Source organism: Paracoccus rhizosphaerae (genome assembly GCF_026162645.1).
In the GTDB taxonomy this organism is placed as follows: domain Bacteria; phylum Pseudomonadota; class Alphaproteobacteria; order Rhodobacterales; family Rhodobacteraceae; genus Paracoccus; species Paracoccus rhizosphaerae.
The window spans coordinates 171,838-186,986 of sequence record NZ_JAOTBE010000002.1; the positions used below are offsets into that span (position 1 = coordinate 171,838).

A 15,149-nucleotide genomic window follows, 5' to 3' on the forward strand; every position below is an offset into this window, starting at 1 on the left:
CGGCATTCCGGGGCGCGCAGGCCTACCACCGTCCCAACGCGTCCTCGTCATTGGACCTGGCCTCGACCCAGCTTGCCGAACCGTCCTGCGCAATCTCGCGTTTCCAGAAGGGAGCGCGGGATTTCAGCCAGTCCATCAGGTAGTCGGCGGCATCGAAGGCGGCGCGGCGATGGCGAGCGGCGGTAGCGACCATCATGATCTGGCCGCCGGTCTCGATCCGGCCATGGCGGTGGACGATGCGCCAGTCCGACAGGTCGAACCGCGCGGCGGCGGCAGCCCCGAAGTCGGTCAGGGCACGTTCGGTCATGCCGGGGTAATGCTCGATGTCAAGCGCAGCCATGTGGCCGCTGTCATCGCGCACGATGCCGGTGAAGGTCACCACCGCACCGGCGCCGGCGCCAAAGCCGCGAAGTTCGACGGCCAGATCAAACGGTTCAGCCTGGACGCGGGCGGACATCGCTCAGCCGCCGGTCATCGGCGGGAAGAACGCGACCTCGCGTGCCCCGGCCAGCGGCGTATCGAGATCGACCAGCTTCTGGTCGACCGCGCAGCGCAACGTCGCCAGGTCGTCCAAGGCCGCGGCATGTCCGTCGGATTGCGCCGCCAACTGCGCAACGAGGTCGCGGACCGTGGCCGCATCCGTGGCGACGCTTTCGCGGGGATGGCCGACACGCTCGCGCAGCCAGGCGAAATAGAGCACCTCAAGCGTCATCCTTCGGCTCCCTCAGGAACGGCAGCGCCTTGACGAAATAATCCCATCCCGTCCAGGCGGTCAGGACGGCTGCGATCCAGATCAACGCGACACCGGCATATGTCGCCAGCGCCGCGGCACTGCCCGACCAGATCAGCCCGATTTCCCCCACGCGCGGGGGGCGGCCGGTTTCGATGAAGGCCAGGCCCGTGCCCAGGAACAGCGTGGCGATGGCCACCATCTGCAGCGTGGTCTTCCACTTGGCCAGGTTGGTCACCGCCAGCGTGCGCGACTTGTCGCCCAGAAATTCGCGCAGGCCGGACACGAACACCTCTCGGAAGAGGATGACGGTAACGGGCAGGATCAGCCAGGGGTTCATGCCGGAATATCCGGTGATGACGACCAGCGCGATAATCACCATCGCCTTGTCGGCGATCGGGTCCATCGCGGCGCCGAAGCGGCTTTCCTGCTTCCAGGCGCGCGCCAGGTACCCGTCGAACCAGTCGGTGATCGCCGCTAGGAGAAACAGCGTCAGCGCGGCCCAATCTGCCCAGGGACGATGAAAATAGAGAAACATCAACGGCACCGCGGGGGCAGCCAGAAGACGCAACAGGGTCAGGATATTGGGCAGGTTCCAACGCATGGTGGCAAGCTAGTGCCTGCCGGGGGACTTTGGAAGGGGCAAGGCGCGGCCGCCCTGCCCCGGCCGGTCACGAAGCGCGGATCAGGCGGCCGTGGGGCTTTCCTCGGCCAGGTCGAACAGCTGGTCATTGATCGTCAAGCGCAGCGCTTTGATCCGGGCCTCGCCGAACGCGCGGCCGGGTTCGCCCGCCACCTGGACGCGGTCGCCCGGCAGCACCGCCGCATTGGTCAACCCGATCGCGCGGTTGCGGGCGTGGCTGGCCAGTTCGATCGTCCAGTTCATGCCGTCGGGCGCGCGCACCTGCAGCGTCGGGTCGCTGCCGTTGATGTTGATGTCGGTGATCGTCGCGTCGAGGCGGGTCAGGCCGTCGGAACCTCGGGCGGTTTCGACGGGCGAGTGGAGAGGGGTGCGGTGTGCAAAAATTCCGAAAGGTCGGGCACAGGGCATGGCAGCCTCCTTCATCATGTCGGATGGTGAGGGGCAACCATAGCGCGAATCAAGTAAAGGTGGGCGGTAACATGATGCCGCAGCGTTAACCACGCGTGTTGAAGTGGTCGTGCACCTTCTGCGCCATTGCAGCCGAGATACCGTCGACCGCCTGCAGGTCGGCCAGGCCCGCGCGGCTGACGGCCTTGGCGCTGCCGAAATGGGTCAGCAGCGCCCGCTTGCGCGCCGAGCCGATGCCAGCGATCTCGTCCAGCGGGTTCGACATCTGCGCCTTGGCGCGCTTGGCGCGATGGGTGCCGATGGCCCAACGGTGCGCTTCGTCCCGCAGGCGCTGGACGAAATACAGCACCGGGTCGTTCATGCGCAGCGCAAAGGGGCGCCGGCCGGGGCGGTGGAACTCTTCCTTGCCATGGTCGCGGTCCTGGCCCTTGGCGACGCCGATCATCGGGATGTCCTCGACGCCCAGCTCGGCCATGATCTCCTCGACCGCGCTGACCTGGCCCGCGCCGCCGTCGATCAGCAGAAGGTCGGGCCAAGCCTCGGTCTGGCGGTCGGGGTCCTCTTTCAGCAGGCGCTGGAAGCGACGGGTCAGCACCTCTTTCATCATGCCGAAGTCGTCGCCCGGGGTGATCTCGGTCCCCTTGATGTTGAACTTGCGGTACTGGTTCTTCATCCAACCCTCGGGGCCGGCGACGATCATCCCGCCCACGGCATTGGTGCCCATGATGTGGCTGTTGTCATAGACCTCGATCCGTCGCGGGGGGGCGGGCAGCTCGAACGCCTCGGCCAGCCCCTCCAGCAGGCGCAGCTGGGTGGCGCTTTCGGACATGCGGCGGGCCAGGCTCTCGCGGGCGTTGCGCAGCGCGTTCGTTACCAGGTCCGACTTCTCGCCCCGCTGCGGGACCAGGACCTCGACCTTGCGACCGGCACGCTCGGACAGGACGTCGGCGGTCAGGTCAGGGTCCTCTGGCGGGTGGGACAGCAGGATCTGCCGGGGCGGCGGCTTGTCGTCGTAGAACTGCAACAGGAAGGCCTGCATCACCTCGTCAGGGCTCTCGGCGCCGCCGAGCCGGGGATAGAAGTCGCGGTTCCCCCAGCTCTGGTTGCCGCGGATGAAGAAGACCTGAACGCAGGCCTGACCGCTTTCCATGTGCAGCGCGACGATGTCGGCCTCGGCCACGCCCTTGGGGTTGATGGCCTGCACGGACTGGACGGCGGTCAGCGCCTTGATGCGGTCGCGCAGGGCGGCGGCGCGCTCGTATTCCATGTTCTCGGCCGCCTTGGCCATCTCGGCCGCGAGATTGGCCTGGATGGTCGTGGTCTTGCCCTGCAGGAAGCGTTCGGCATCGGCCACCAGGCCGTTGTAGTCGTCCTGGCTGATCCGGCCGACGCAGGGCGCGCTGCAGCGCTTGATCTGGAACAGCAGGCAGGGGCGCGTGCGGGATTCGAAGGTGCTGTCGGTGCAGTTCCTCAGCAGGAACACCCGCTGCAGCTGGGTCAGCGTACGGTTCACCGCCCCGGCGCTGGCGAAGGGGCCATAGTAGTCGCCCTTTTCCGACTTCGCGCCGCGGTGCTTCTTGATCTGCGGATAGCCGTGCGACTTGGCCACAAGGATGTTCGGGAAGGACTTGTCGTCGCGCAGAAGGACGTTGTAGCGCGGCTTCAGCTGCTTGATCAGGTTCTGCTCCAGCAGCAGCGCCTCGGTTTCAGTCCGCGTGGTCAGGAACATCATGCTGGCCGTTTCGCGAATCATCCGGGCGATCCGCGCCGAATGCCCCGAGGGACGGGCATAGTTCGACACCCGCGCCTTCAGGTCGCGCGCCTTGCCGACATAAAGCACGGCCTGATTGGCATCCAACATCCGATAGACGCCCGGACTGCTGTCGAGCGTGCGAAGATAGTCCTGGATCAGTGCGTGGCCGGTTTTCTGGGTCATGTCGGAAGATTGGTGATTCTGAGGGGCTGCTGCAAGTTCCCGGCCGCCGCTGCAAGCCTGAAGCTTTCCACGGAATCTGTGGATAATTCTGTGGGCGAGCTGTGAGGACAGATCACCCCGGCCAGCAAACGTTACAGTTCAGTGAAGTTGCACAAAAATTAGGCTGTTTTCAAGGGCATTGATTTCGCTGGATTTTATTTGGGGCCTTGCCCGCTCTGCAGGATTCTCGTGTAGAATCCGAGAGATAGTGAAGGCAAGTCGAAAGTCGTGGACAAATCCGGCGAACGGGTCTGCATCGGACCGGTCGCGCAGCGCCCGCCGTAAGGCCCGCGCGCCCGTGATCCTGTCACAGCAGCACCCAGGCATAGATGCCATAGGCGGCGACCAGCGCCGCGCCCACGGCCCTCGTCATGCTGATCCCCCTGAACAGGAACGGCGCCAACAGCAGCGCTGCGGCCAGCATCACCCAAAGGTCGAGGCGCAGCATTTCGGGCGGGACAGGCAGAGGAGAGACGACAGCAGTGATGCCCAGGATCGCCAGGATGTTGAAGATGTTCGACCCCACCACGTTCCCAAGTGCCATGTCCGCACGCCCCTTCAGAGCCGAGGCCACGGATGCGGCCAGTTCCGGCAACGAGGTCCCGACGGCGACCAGGGTCAGGCCGATCACGGTCTCGCTGATGCCGGCGGCGCGCGCGATTTCGGTGGCGCCGTTCACCAGCATGTTCGCACCGATGGGAAGCGCCACCAGGCCGCCTGCCAGCCACAGGGCGATCTTGCCCCAGGATGCGCCAAGCTCGGCGCCCTCCAGGTCAGCCTGATCGACCCGGCCGGTCGACAGCTGCCGCCACAGCGTCGCACCCAAGGCCAGCAGCAGGATGACCCCCTCGAGGCGGCCAATCTCTCCGGTCAGGGCCAGCGCGATCAGCAGGACCGAGGCAGCGATCATCATTGCCCAGCTTTCGCGCAGGTCGTGCCCGCGGGTCACGATGACCGAGACCAGCGACGTCACCCCCAGGATGACCAGCACGTTGGCGATGTTCGAGCCCACAACGTTGCCCATCGCGATCCCGCTGGATCCCTTCAGTGCCGCCGACAGCGACACCAGCAGCTCGGGCGCCGAGGTGCCGAAGGCGACGACGGTCAGGCCCACGACCAGGGGCGTGATGCCCAGCTTCAGCGCCAGGTTCACGGCGCCCTTGACCAGCAGGTGGCCGCCCAGGACCAGAAGCGCCAGACCGGCGGCGATCAGCAGAATTTCAACGACCACGATTTATTCCCAGGATTTTCTTCAATGCGCGCCGGAACGCCGGACCGCGCACCAGCGCAAGCCCGGCCATGACCAGCAGAAAGACGACGACGATGCGGACGCTCATCCGCGGGTGCCGAAGCGGTCGAAGGCCGCCCGATCCTCGGCCGCGTCCAGGACCGCCTCGGCCGAGACGCCAAGGCGCCGCAGCAGCGGGCGGCGGACACTGTGCACGTCGAAGGCGATCTTGTCGCCATAGACCTGCTTCATCCGCGGCACCAGATGACCGATGCCGTCGGCCAGCCCCAGGGCAACGGCTTCCCTGCCAGCCCAGAACTCGCCCGTGAAAAGGTCGCGCCCCTCGGCCAGACGGCCGCCACGGCGGGCGCGGACATGATCCTTGAACGCCTGATGGATCGGTTCCAGGATATTGTGCAGCCGGGCCACGTCCTCGGGACGCTCGGGCCGGAAAGGGTCAAGCGTGGACTTGGATTCGCCGGCGGTGTGGACGCGGCGCTCGATCCCCCACCGGTCGATCAACTGGTGGAAGCCGAAGCCGGCCGAGATCACGCCGATCGATCCCAGGATCGAGCTGTCGTCGGCCCAGATGTCGTCGGCCGCGCAGGCCAACCAGTATCCGCCCGAGGCCGCCACGTCCTCGACAAAGGCATGGACTGGCACGCGCTTGTCGCCGGCCAGCCGCCGGATGCGCGCCGCAATCAGCGACGACTGCACCGGTGATCCGCCGGGCGAGTTGATCGACAGCGCCACTGCCACCGGCTTGCGCCGGAAGGCCCGCTCGATCATCGGGGCAAGGGCCGCGTCGTTCAGCCCTCCGCCGCGGCCGGCGCCGCCGATGGTGCCCGACAGGCGGATGACCGCGACGCGCGGCTTGCGGGACAGAAGGCGGGACAGGACGGGAATGCGCATGGGTCCGAAGATAGGATCAAGCGCAGCCGGTCACAAGGCGGGGTCTGCGGCGCGGATCGTGTCGCCCGGCATGAAGGTCGGCGTCAGCGCGACGATGCGGTCCTCGGGCGCGCGATCCTTGCCGGCCACCAGCCGCGCCGCACGCCGGCCAACATCGACCCGCCGCGCATCGGTGGTGGCCAGCCGAACCGGCAGCCCCTCCAGAAGATCGACGCCATTGAAGCCCGCCAGCCCCAGCCTGCCCGGAATGTCATAGCCCTGATCAAGACAATAGAGCAGCCCCCCTGCCCCGATCATATCGTTTGAAAAGTAGAGGAAATCCAGTTCAGGCGCCCGCGCCAGCAGCCGCTCGGTCAGTTCGCGGCCCTTCATCAGCGACGAGCCACCCTGATAGTACTCCCGCGCCTCAAGTTGCACGCCGCCGGCCGCCAGCCCTTCTTCGAAGCCCAGAAGCCGCTTTCGCGCCCGGTGGTCCTCGGGCATGTGGGTGCCGACGAAGCCGATGCGACGATAGCCCGCAGCCAGGATGCGGGCCGCCATCTCGCGCCCGGCGCGGATGTGCGAGATGCCGACCAGCGTATCGATGCCCTCGCCGTCAACGTCCATGATCTCGATCACCGGTATGCCCGAGTTCTGCAGCATCGCCCGCGCGGCCTTGCTGTGTTCCAGCCCCGCCAGGATCACCCCGGAGGGACGCCAGGACAGCATGTCATAAAGCACCATCTCCTCGCGCGCGGGAGAATAGTTGGTGACGCCGATGACCGGCTGCAGGCCTGTATCGTCCAGTTCGGCCGAAATGCCGCCCAGCACATCGGGAAAGACCAGGTTCGACAGCGACGGGATCACCACCGCGACAAGGTTCACCCGCTGGCTGGCCAGCCCGCCCGCGATCTTGTTGGGGACGTAGCCCAGTGTCTTTGCCGCGGTCAGCACCTTTTCCCGCGTCGCCGCCGAGACGTCACCCCGGTTGCGCAGCACCCGGCTGACGGTCATCTCGGAGACGCCCGACGCCTCGGACACATCGCGGAGGGTCAGCGGGCGGCGGGGTCTGGTGGGAAGCATGTGGCGATCCTGGCAATAGGTCGAGCGATGTTAGCGAAGCAGCACCTCTGCCACAACCGCCACCTGAACGCTTGCCAACAGCCTCACCAACCAGCTAGACAAGCCCTCGCGGCCCCGTGGCTCAACTGGATAGAGCAGCCCCCTCCTAAGGGGCAGGTTACAGGTTCAAGTCCTGTCGGGGTCACCAATGAAAACAAGTGTTGCCGATAAGGCATAAGAGTGCACGTTTTGCGGCTTCTGTGCACACCCCGCGTCAAGAGATTTTTGACGCAAGACGCTTCATTGCTTGCAAGGCCCTGTCAGAGAACGGTTTATTTCTGTGGAAGCCGCGGCGCCTGGTAGATGGCCTTACCGCAAGGTCAACTTGCTGTCGGGCCCTCGCCCGCGATTGTTCAGCAGCAGGAACTACCGCGGCCTCTACTCCATTGCCCCGAATTCGCTCCGGCAGACCTTGAAGCCATGATAGGACGTGTTGCCTGGCAGGGCGTGGACGCGGATCTGCCGCGCCCGGATGGCGGCGATGATCCGCCCCACGCAGACCTTGCTGTTGGCCTGCGCGGTCTGGATGGTTTCCCATTTGGCGGTCCCGGGGTTTGGGCGGGCCAGCGCGTTCAACTCGTCGACGAGCGCCTTGCCATCCGCCTCCAGCCAGCGAAGCCGCGCGCCGGGCAGGCGCGTCCGGGGCTGCAGGACGCCGTCCTGCTCCAGAGCGCGCAGCTCGGCCTCGGTCATGCCGACAGTGCGGCGCATCTGCGGGTCCGTCACCAGCGAACCGATCGCGCGAAGCACGCCGTCATGCGCCTGCGCGTCGAAAACCGCCCGGCTGTCCGGCCGCAGATCGTCCGCCGCGATGACACCGGCTTCGACCAGCAACGGACGCAACCGCCGCTCAGTGATGCGCAGTGCCATCGCAGCGGTTCCGACCGAGTGAAGCTTTCGCTGCGACACCGTCTGTCCCAGCAGAACGGCCCCTTCCGCAATAGGCCAGACGTCCAGAACCACGCCTCGAAGGATGTCCGCGAACGGCTCGAACGCTTCATTGTCCTGATGGTAGTCCCGCATATCCTTCCAGAGTGATCCGAATGCCTTCTGTGGCTCATCCAGAAAGCCGTTCGCCCCCGCGGCCAGATCATGCAGTGCGTGCCGAATGGCATCGGGACCACGTTGCACAACATCGAATCCCGCTGCCAATGAGGCATGCCGAAACGGCTGCGGATCAGCGTCATCATGGCCGTTGATGCGCAGCAGTTCCCCGCCGAGCAAGCGACAGAAGGTCGTCGCCGCATAGAGGCTTTGGCGCGAGAGCCACGACGTATCTTCGCCCCCGTCCAGTCGCTGTTCCAGCCACTGGTCATATCCGGTCGTAACGGCCGCCGGTCCGTCGAGGTCCTGTGAGAGGATCTTCGGCAGGATCTCGGTCAGCCGGGCCGTCAGATCGTTTCGGGCTGTCGGATGCTGCGCCGTCCAAAGAGGCACCAGCAGCGCGCCATGCGGGGCGCAGATCACCATTTCCCGCATCTGCCAGTGCACCCGCATCGCCATCGCAGTCAATGGATCTTCCGGAGCTGACAAGGCATCGTCCCGCAGGCATCGGGGGCATCCTTGCACGATCGGGTTCCGCAGCGCCCGGGAGACGAAGCGCTCGCCCCGGAAGCGCATCCGGACATCGCCAATCGGCTCTCCCGTCCATGACAAGAGCTCCTCCAGCTGCGCAGGCTGAAGCCCGGCCCAGGCTGCGAGGTTCTCGAACAGCGCGCGATCCTGATTGACCAGCCGCTTCAACGACCCGCCGAGATCGAGCACCAGCTGATGGAGCGTCACGCCCTTCGACGCGGCAAGCCTAGCCACGAGCTAGGGGACCGACTCACGGGCGACAGGCGCGATACCGTGCAGCAAGGTCAAGGTGCGGTTACTCCCTTCGGTCGAAAGCAGCCTATGCACGCGAGCAAGTCGCAGAATGAAATGCTGGGCGTAGTCTCCAGACATCGCGTGGGCCGACGCAAAGGGCGGAAGGACTAAGCCGCTCGTGCGGCAAAGGCGCGTGTTGCTGATGTTCCGCCTGCTATCCAACGTTGAACTTTAAGCGAGGCCTTTCCGGGCTGACGATTGGGGCCTTCCCACCCGTCAGACAGGAGGTTTCGATGAAGGATGAGAAGACCACCCCGCTGCGCCAGCGGATGATCGAAGACATGCGCATTCGCGGCATGGCCGAGAAGCTCAGGCCGCGCATATCAGGGCCGTCAAGAATTTTGCCATTTTCTTGAGGCGATCCCCAGATACAGCCACGCCGGAAGAACTGCGCGCCTATCAGCTCCACATGACGAATACCGGGATGAGCGCCACGACCTTCAACGTGCGGATCGTGTCGCTGCGGTTCTTCTTTGGCATCACCTGCGGACGAGACGAGATGAAGCGGCACATGCAGTTCCGGCGGGCACCGCGTAAACTGCCAGCGGTGCTGAGCATCAAGGAGATCGGTGACATTCTGGCGGCGGCACCGGGGCCGGGACTGAAGTATCGCGCGGCCCTCGGCATCAGTTATGGCGCGGGGCTGCGCGCCGCCGAAGTCTGCCGGCTCCGGGTTGAGGACATCGACAGCGACGGATGATGATCCATGTCGAAGAAGGCAAAGGTGGGCGGGACCGCAAATCCATGCTGTCGCACGGCCTGCTCGATCTGCTGCGCGATTACTGGCGCGAGGCGCGGCCCGACGGCTGGCTGTTTCCAGGTCTGCCGAGGGTCAACCCGATTTCGCCGCGCCAGTTGAACCGGGCCTTCGCGTCCGCCAAGCATATGGCCGGGGTGACCCGGTCGGCCATACTGCACACCCTGCGCCACAGCTTCGCCACGCATCTGCTGGAGGCCGGGACCGACGTGCGGGTGATTCAGGTCCTGCTGGGGCATACCAAACTGACCACGACAGCCCGCTATACGCATGTTGCCACCAAGACGATCCAGAACACGGTCAGCCCGTTCGAACGCCTCAAGGATCTGCAGGACCTGACTCTCCGACGGGGGCTGGAGTGATCGGCGCCGGGCGTGTCCCGGCCGACCCTGGACCTAGCTGACATCTTCCGCACCCATGGTCCTGCGTGGCGGCAGGCCAATGCCGGGGCATGTCAGCCTGACCCAGCTCAAGGTAATGTCGGCCATCGAGGCCTGCCGGACCGAGGCGCTTGGCGGGCATGTGGCCGGTTGTGCCAAATGGGGCCACCAGCACATCGCCTATAATTCCTGGAAGAACCGGCATTGCCCCAAATGTCAGGGCCCGGCCGCGCGCGACTGGATGGCTGCGCGCGTCGGGGATCTGTTGCCCGTGGAATACTTCCACGTCGTCTCCACCCTGCCGGCTCAAATCGCGCAGATCGCGTTTTGGAACAAGAAGGCGGTTTATGACCTGCTGTTCCGCACCTCGGCCGAGACGGTGATGACCATCGCCTCCGATCCCAAGCGCCTTGGTGCAAAGGTCGGCATGACGGCAGTGCCGCACAGCTGGGGTTCGGCGCTGACGCATCATCCCCACATCCACATGATCGTCCCGGGCGGCGGCATGTCGCCCAACGGCTCCCGCTGGATCGCTTGTCGATCAGGGTTCTTCTTGCCTGTGCAGGTGCTATCGCGGCTTTTTCGGCGGTTGTTTCTTGCCGGCCTGCTTGACCTTCATCGGTCCGGAGACCTCAGCTTCTTCAAGGGCCTTGCCAGACTGTCCAAAATCACAGCAATCAATGCCTGGCTGGAACCACTGCGCAAGTCGGAATGGGTCGTCTACGCTAAACCTCCGTTCGGAGGCCTAGAGGCGGTGCTGGCCTATCTCAGCCGCTACACGCACCGTATCGCCATCTCAAACGCCCGCCTGATCAGCGCCGATGAGGACAACGTTACCTTCCGCTGGAAGGATTACCGAATCAAGCGTGGCGACCAGCAGAAGGTCATGCGGCTGGCCACCGGCGAGTTCATTCGCCGTTTCCTGCTGCACGTCCTGCCCAATGGCTTTCATCGCATTTGACATTATGGCCTGCTCGCCAGCGCTAACCGTAAGGCCAACATCGCGAAGATCCGCAATCTGCTCAGAGCGGCACAGTCAGAACCCGCACCTCAAGTCGCAGCAGAGGTCATCCCGTTCACCCTGCGCGAACCGTGCCCCTGCTGTGGCGGGCCAATGCGCATCATCGAGATTTTCCAGCGCGGGCAAAACCCGCAATCACGGGCACCACCACGGGATCAGGCTGCATGATGAAACGCCCATCATTCCGGTCGATCCTACACCGACCCCCGTTCAGGAGCCGGCCTGTTGGCGTTTGTCCAAGACGGCGCGAACCGTCGGAGGCAGGCGGGTTCCACTGTGATCAGGCCGCCCTCGCACCAGCATTCTCGTGCAAAAGGTCCCCAGGCGCACTAAAATCACACCTCCGGTTCTTGCCGATCAATACGGCGGACCCTTCTGCTAGCGCTTTTTCCCCATAGACAGCACCTGCCCCCCGCGGCTTCGTCCTTCCGAGGTTTGTCAACGTAGACCGCCATCTCTCAGCGGCCGCTGTCACGCAGCGGTCCACATCGAAAAATTTTTAGGAAAGCAGTCGCTCTCCGAACGTGCGAACCGAGAGGGGCGTTTTGTCGATAGCGGCCATTCAGGCGGGCGAAAATATCTTGCATCGCTGCATCGCCGCATGACGGCTGTGGCCTTCTCTGACGTTCATTTGTCGTGCAGCGAATGCAGGCGCAGCAAGAGCAGTCGGCCCTCTGCTGCCGTTCACGCGATGTTCCAATGCCGCGGCGACGCAGCCTAGAACATGGCCGGTCGCGCCATCGCGCTGTACTGCCTACTGTGCGATGGTCAGCTTTAGGACATTCCGACCGTGTCCCCCTAATCCCGATTGAGGTCGGTCAAACCACAGAGGCCGTTCACTGCTCGCCGAGGTCACACCGGTATCGCGGGGCAGTCTTTCCGGCGTTCAGATACTCGAAGCCTTCGCTGATGCGGACGGGCGCGGCGGGGCGAGCATAAATCCGCTCGACGAAGGCCCCCCGACGAGCGGGCGATGCATTCAGCTGGTCCTCGGACCCGGCCCAATCGAGCGTATGGGCGGCGTTGAAGTCGGCGGCTAATGGGATGTGCCGGCTGCTTCCCCCCCGGTTGGGTTATCCTGAAGTGGGATCAACTGTGCAACAAGGACAAGCAGCCATGTGTGCCAAGAAACAAGGAAGCCTTGAAGACCTTGCCATTATCGGCGTTGTTATCGGCAAGGACGTTTTCCATCTGGTCGGCTTTGACCGATCGGGCCAAGTCGTTCTGCGCAGGAAGATCAAACGTTTCGCGTTGCAGGACACTTTCGCCGCGCTTCCGCGGTGCATTGTCGGCATGGAAGCCTGCCTCAGCGCGCATTTCGTCAGCCGCACTCTGCGCCACCTCGGTTTTGAGCCCCGGATCATTCCTGCCATGTACGTGAAGCCGTTCAACAAGGGTCAGAAGAACGACTACAACGATGCCGAGGCCATCGCCGAAGCTGCTGTGCGACCGAACCTGCAATGTGTGACCGAGAAGAACCAGGATCAGCTTGACTTGCAAGCGCTGCACCGGGTGCGGGCACGGCTCGTCTCGCGCCGCACTGCAACCATCAACCAGATCCGTGCTTTCCTGATCGAGCAAGGGATTACCGTTCGCTCTGGCCTGCGCGCCCTGGACAACTCTTTCAAGGCTATCCTTGAGCAGCGAAAGGATGAGATCTCGCTTCGGATGCGCAGGGTACTGACCGGGCTCCGCTATGACTGGCACTGGCTGGACGGGCGGATTGATCAGGTTTCCGAAGAGATCAAGGAGGTCAGCCGAAGCGAAGAGAACTGCGCCCGGATCATGTCGATCCCCGGCGTTGGTCCGATGATATCGACAGCGATGGTGGCTGCCATTGGCAAGGGGGAAGCCTTCGACCGCGGGCGAGACTTCGCAGCCTGGGTCGGCCTGGTGCCCCAGCAATTCAGCACAGGCGGTCGAACGATCCTCGGCAGGATCACCAAGCGGGGCAGTCGGTATCTGCGGATGTTGCTGGTTCAGGCGGCGCGGATCATCATGATGCGTCCCCACCTTTGGCCGAACTTCAGCTTCGGCAACTGGCTGGCCGGAGCCGTGACGCGCATGCCCGGCAACAAAGCCGCCATTGCGCTAGCCAACAAGCTGGCCCGGATAGCCTGGAGCATCCTGCGCCACGGCACCAGCTTCGACGCTGCGAGAGACAGAGACATGGCAACGGACGCCATCTGACGCTCCACCGCCATTACGGAGTTCGCGAAAGAGAAACAGCATGGAACGGATCAACTACGCCCCCAGAGTCTGAGAGCCCATTGGGTCATCATCGACCTTGCCGCTAATGAGACCACGGCGCGTGCGTAACCCCATGAAGGCCACGGCCCGCGAGCCGATCAAACAGGCCGGATACATATGAGCGACTTCCGCAGCCACGCCATATTCTCAATTACGAATAGCAGCCGGCACATGCATATGGGCTCATCCGCCACCAGATAGTCTCGGTCTTGCAACTGCGCCTCGAGTGGTTCCAGAAAGCGGCGGCAATCGCGATAGGCCAGTGCAATCTCACTTTGGCTGCGCTCATTCTCAGGGTAGATCACCTGGTGCAGCCCGGCGCGCCACAGCGGCTGCTCGATCTCGGTGACAAGGAAGAAGTTCCATTGGTTCATCGCCGCACGGCCCGCCGCGTCGCACAGCACGGACCGCCCGCCGCCATGCGCTTCGGCAAGATGCAGCATGATCGCGACAGACTCTCAGATCGTGAGGTTGCCGTCAACAAGGTAAGGGATCTTCCCGATAGGGTTGAGCGCTTTCACCGCGCGGACGCTCTCCGCATCGAAAGGGAGGATGTTCTCGATCCTGCATACAAGGTCGAGCTCGTTGAGCAGCCAGATCGGCCGAATTGCGCGGGTGGGCGGCACGCCGTAGAGGGTCAGTATGTCATCCCCCCTTCCGCTGACCGACGATGCCGAAGACGACGCCTTGCGGATCGGTGCCGGTTGCTGAGAACTCTCCGCCGGGGATCTGATCGGGACCGTGCTCTATGCTGCCGCCGCCGTCCCTCACGGCCCGCACGGCACGGTCGATGTCATCGACGCCGATGTCGTAGGTCCACATCGCGCGCGGCGTCATCGGCAGGCGCTTCATCACGGCGCCGATCATGTCGTCCTTACGCCGCCCGATGAAGGTGTAGTCACCCAACTCACCCATCGCCATCGCGCCTGTCTTCTGCCAGCCGAACACTTTGGCGAAAGCGCGAGCGCGCCATCGGGATCATCGCTTTGCAGATCGTTCCAGCGGAAATGCTTGGCCTTGACATAATCGAACAAATCACTTTTCGGATCGGGATCGTCCGCGGGCGGGGTGGGCGTCATGACGTAGAGCGGCGCGCCTGCGGGATCGGAGACCAGTGCCATGCGGCCCACACCCTCCATCACCTGGTCGAAATGGACCGCTCCGCCGGCTTCCTCGAAGGCCTGCTTCGCCGCGTCGACATCGGCGACGTGGACATAGCCATACCATCCCGGCCGGGCGCCGCCGTCCTGCATCTGCTGCGACAGAGCAAGCACGCCGCCCGCCATGCCGCCATCCGACCGACGGATCATACGATAGTTCATATCCGCCCTGTCCGCGTTGCGCGAAGCGACGTTCCAGCCGATCACGGCGTCGTAGAAGGTCTTCGCGGCATCTGGGTCGGGGGTCATCAATTCATACCAGATGAAGGCACCGGTATCGCTAGCCATTGTCCTTCTCCTTGCTCGTTCGATCGGCCTTTTTGAAATGCACCATCTGGTCGGCATGGGCCTTGCGGAAGGCAGGGCGATCGGTGACGCGGGCAACTTAGGCCTCGCTTGCCGGCCGGTGGCCATACGCGCGGACAAGATTGACGCGCAGGACGTCGGCGATGACGAGGTCGGCGAGCGTGAGGCGATCCCCCACCAGCCATTCGCGCTCCGCGAGGATCGTCTCCATCTGCCCAAGCCGGATATCGAGCCAGCCGTCGATTTCTGGGATGTCCCTCTTTGCCCACTGCATCACGATCCAGGGTTTGGACCTGCACCTGTTCCGTTCCGGTCTTCTGAGAGCGATGCTCTCTTCAAAGGAGACAGGATATGGCAGCGACACACAGCGAGGAGTTCAAGCGTGATGCGGTTCGCATCGCGCTCACCA

15 protein-coding genes, 1 tRNA gene and 2 pseudogenes are annotated in these 15,149 nt (G+C 64.2%); 4 read left to right on the forward strand and 14 right to left on the reverse strand.

The window, feature by feature from the left end; genetic code table 11:
• Positions 1-22 precede the first annotated feature (22 nt).
• The 8 genes from OC184_RS01990 to OC184_RS02025 form a co-directional block, all read right to left on the reverse strand.
• Positions 23-457, reverse strand: coding sequence for a molybdenum cofactor biosynthesis protein MoaE (locus tag OC184_RS01990; protein WP_265505499.1), 435 nt, complete (start codon positions 455-457; stop codon positions 23-25).
• Between the two features lie 3 nt (positions 458-460).
• The gene (gene moaD, locus OC184_RS01995) at positions 461-712 is read right to left on the reverse strand and encodes a molybdopterin converting factor subunit 1 (protein ID WP_265505500.1); all 252 of its coding nucleotides are present in this window, start codon (positions 710-712) and stop codon (positions 461-463) included.
• Positions 702-1,334 (reverse strand): CDP-diacylglycerol--glycerol-3-phosphate 3-phosphatidyltransferase, encoded by a 633-nt coding sequence (gene pgsA, locus OC184_RS02000; protein ID WP_265505501.1) that lies wholly within the window; start codon positions 1,332-1,334, stop codon positions 702-704. The genes moaD and pgsA overlap by 11 nt, the downstream gene beginning before the upstream one ends.
• A gap of 81 nt (positions 1,335-1,415) precedes the next feature.
• Positions 1,416-1,781 (reverse strand): hypothetical protein, encoded by a 366-nt coding sequence (locus OC184_RS02005; RefSeq protein ID WP_265505502.1) that lies wholly within the window; start codon positions 1,779-1,781, stop codon positions 1,416-1,418.
• 85 nt (positions 1,782-1,866) lie between these two features.
• Complete coding sequence (uvrC, locus tag OC184_RS02010; RefSeq protein WP_265505503.1) at positions 1,867-3,717, reverse strand: excinuclease ABC subunit UvrC; 1,851 nt, start codon at positions 3,715-3,717, stop codon at positions 1,867-1,869.
• A gap of 346 nt (positions 3,718-4,063) precedes the next feature.
• On the reverse strand, positions 4,064-4,987 hold the full coding sequence (locus OC184_RS02015) for a calcium/sodium antiporter (RefSeq protein ID WP_265505504.1): 924 nt from the start codon (positions 4,985-4,987) through the stop codon (positions 4,064-4,066).
• Positions 4,988-5,089: 102 nt separating this feature from the next.
• Positions 5,090-5,896 carry a S49 family peptidase gene (locus tag OC184_RS02020; RefSeq protein WP_265505505.1) on the reverse strand — a complete coding sequence of 269 codons (807 nt, stop codon included), beginning with the start codon at positions 5,894-5,896 and terminating at the stop codon, positions 5,090-5,092.
• Positions 5,897-5,926: 30 nt separating this feature from the next.
• Positions 5,927-6,958 (reverse strand): LacI family DNA-binding transcriptional regulator, encoded by a 1,032-nt coding sequence (locus tag OC184_RS02025; protein ID WP_265505506.1) that lies wholly within the window; start codon positions 6,956-6,958, stop codon positions 5,927-5,929.
• Positions 6,959-7,068: 110 nt separating this feature from the next.
• On the opposite strand from OC184_RS02025, the gene OC184_RS02030 reads away from it, so the two are divergent.
• Positions 7,069-7,145, forward strand: a tRNA-Arg gene (locus OC184_RS02030).
• A gap of 230 nt (positions 7,146-7,375) precedes the next feature.
• Here OC184_RS02030 and OC184_RS02035 read toward each other — a convergent pair.
• Entirely contained in the window at positions 7,376-8,806 is a 1,431-nt protein-coding gene (locus OC184_RS02035) for a TniQ family protein (RefSeq protein WP_265505507.1), read from the reverse strand.
• Positions 8,807-9,099: 293 nt separating this feature from the next.
• Here OC184_RS02035 and OC184_RS20385 point away from each other — a divergent pair.
• From OC184_RS20385 to OC184_RS02060, 3 genes and pseudogenes are all read left to right on the forward strand, one after another.
• A pseudogene (locus OC184_RS20385) lies at positions 9,100-9,985 on the forward strand (tyrosine-type recombinase/integrase).
• A gap of 12 nt (positions 9,986-9,997) precedes the next feature.
• Positions 9,998-11,192 (forward strand): annotated as a pseudogene (locus OC184_RS02055) (IS91 family transposase).
• Positions 11,193-12,140: 948 nt separating this feature from the next.
• Positions 12,141-13,214, forward strand: coding sequence for an IS110 family RNA-guided transposase (locus OC184_RS02060; RefSeq protein ID WP_265505510.1), 1,074 nt, complete (start codon positions 12,141-12,143; stop codon positions 13,212-13,214).
• Between the two features lie 158 nt (positions 13,215-13,372).
• On the opposite strand, the gene OC184_RS02065 is transcribed toward OC184_RS02060, so the two are convergent.
• The 5 genes from OC184_RS02065 to OC184_RS02080 all read right to left on the reverse strand — a co-directional run bounded on the left by OC184_RS02065 (position 13,373) and on the right by OC184_RS02080 (position 15,014).
• Positions 13,373-13,717, reverse strand: a complete 345-nt coding sequence (locus tag OC184_RS02065) for a glutathione S-transferase family protein (protein WP_265505511.1) — start codon at positions 13,715-13,717, stop codon at positions 13,373-13,375.
• Positions 13,718-13,732: 15 nt separating this feature from the next.
• Positions 13,733-14,008 carry a glutathione S-transferase N-terminal domain-containing protein gene (locus tag OC184_RS20425; protein WP_407674385.1) on the reverse strand — a complete coding sequence of 92 codons (276 nt, stop codon included), beginning with the start codon at positions 14,006-14,008 and terminating at the stop codon, positions 13,733-13,735.
• Positions 13,920-14,141, reverse strand: coding sequence for a VOC family protein (locus OC184_RS02070; protein WP_265505512.1), 222 nt, complete (start codon positions 14,139-14,141; stop codon positions 13,920-13,922). Before OC184_RS02070 ends, OC184_RS20425 begins: the two co-directional genes overlap by 89 nt.
• Positions 14,138-14,722 carry a VOC family protein gene (locus OC184_RS02075; protein WP_265505513.1) on the reverse strand — a complete coding sequence of 195 codons (585 nt, stop codon included), beginning with the start codon at positions 14,720-14,722 and terminating at the stop codon, positions 14,138-14,140. Before OC184_RS02075 ends, OC184_RS02070 begins: the two co-directional genes overlap by 4 nt.
• 97 nt (positions 14,723-14,819) lie before the next feature.
• Positions 14,820-15,014, reverse strand: coding sequence for a glutathione binding-like protein (locus tag OC184_RS02080; RefSeq protein ID WP_265505514.1), 195 nt, complete (start codon positions 15,012-15,014; stop codon positions 14,820-14,822).
• Positions 15,015-15,149 lie beyond the last annotated feature (135 nt).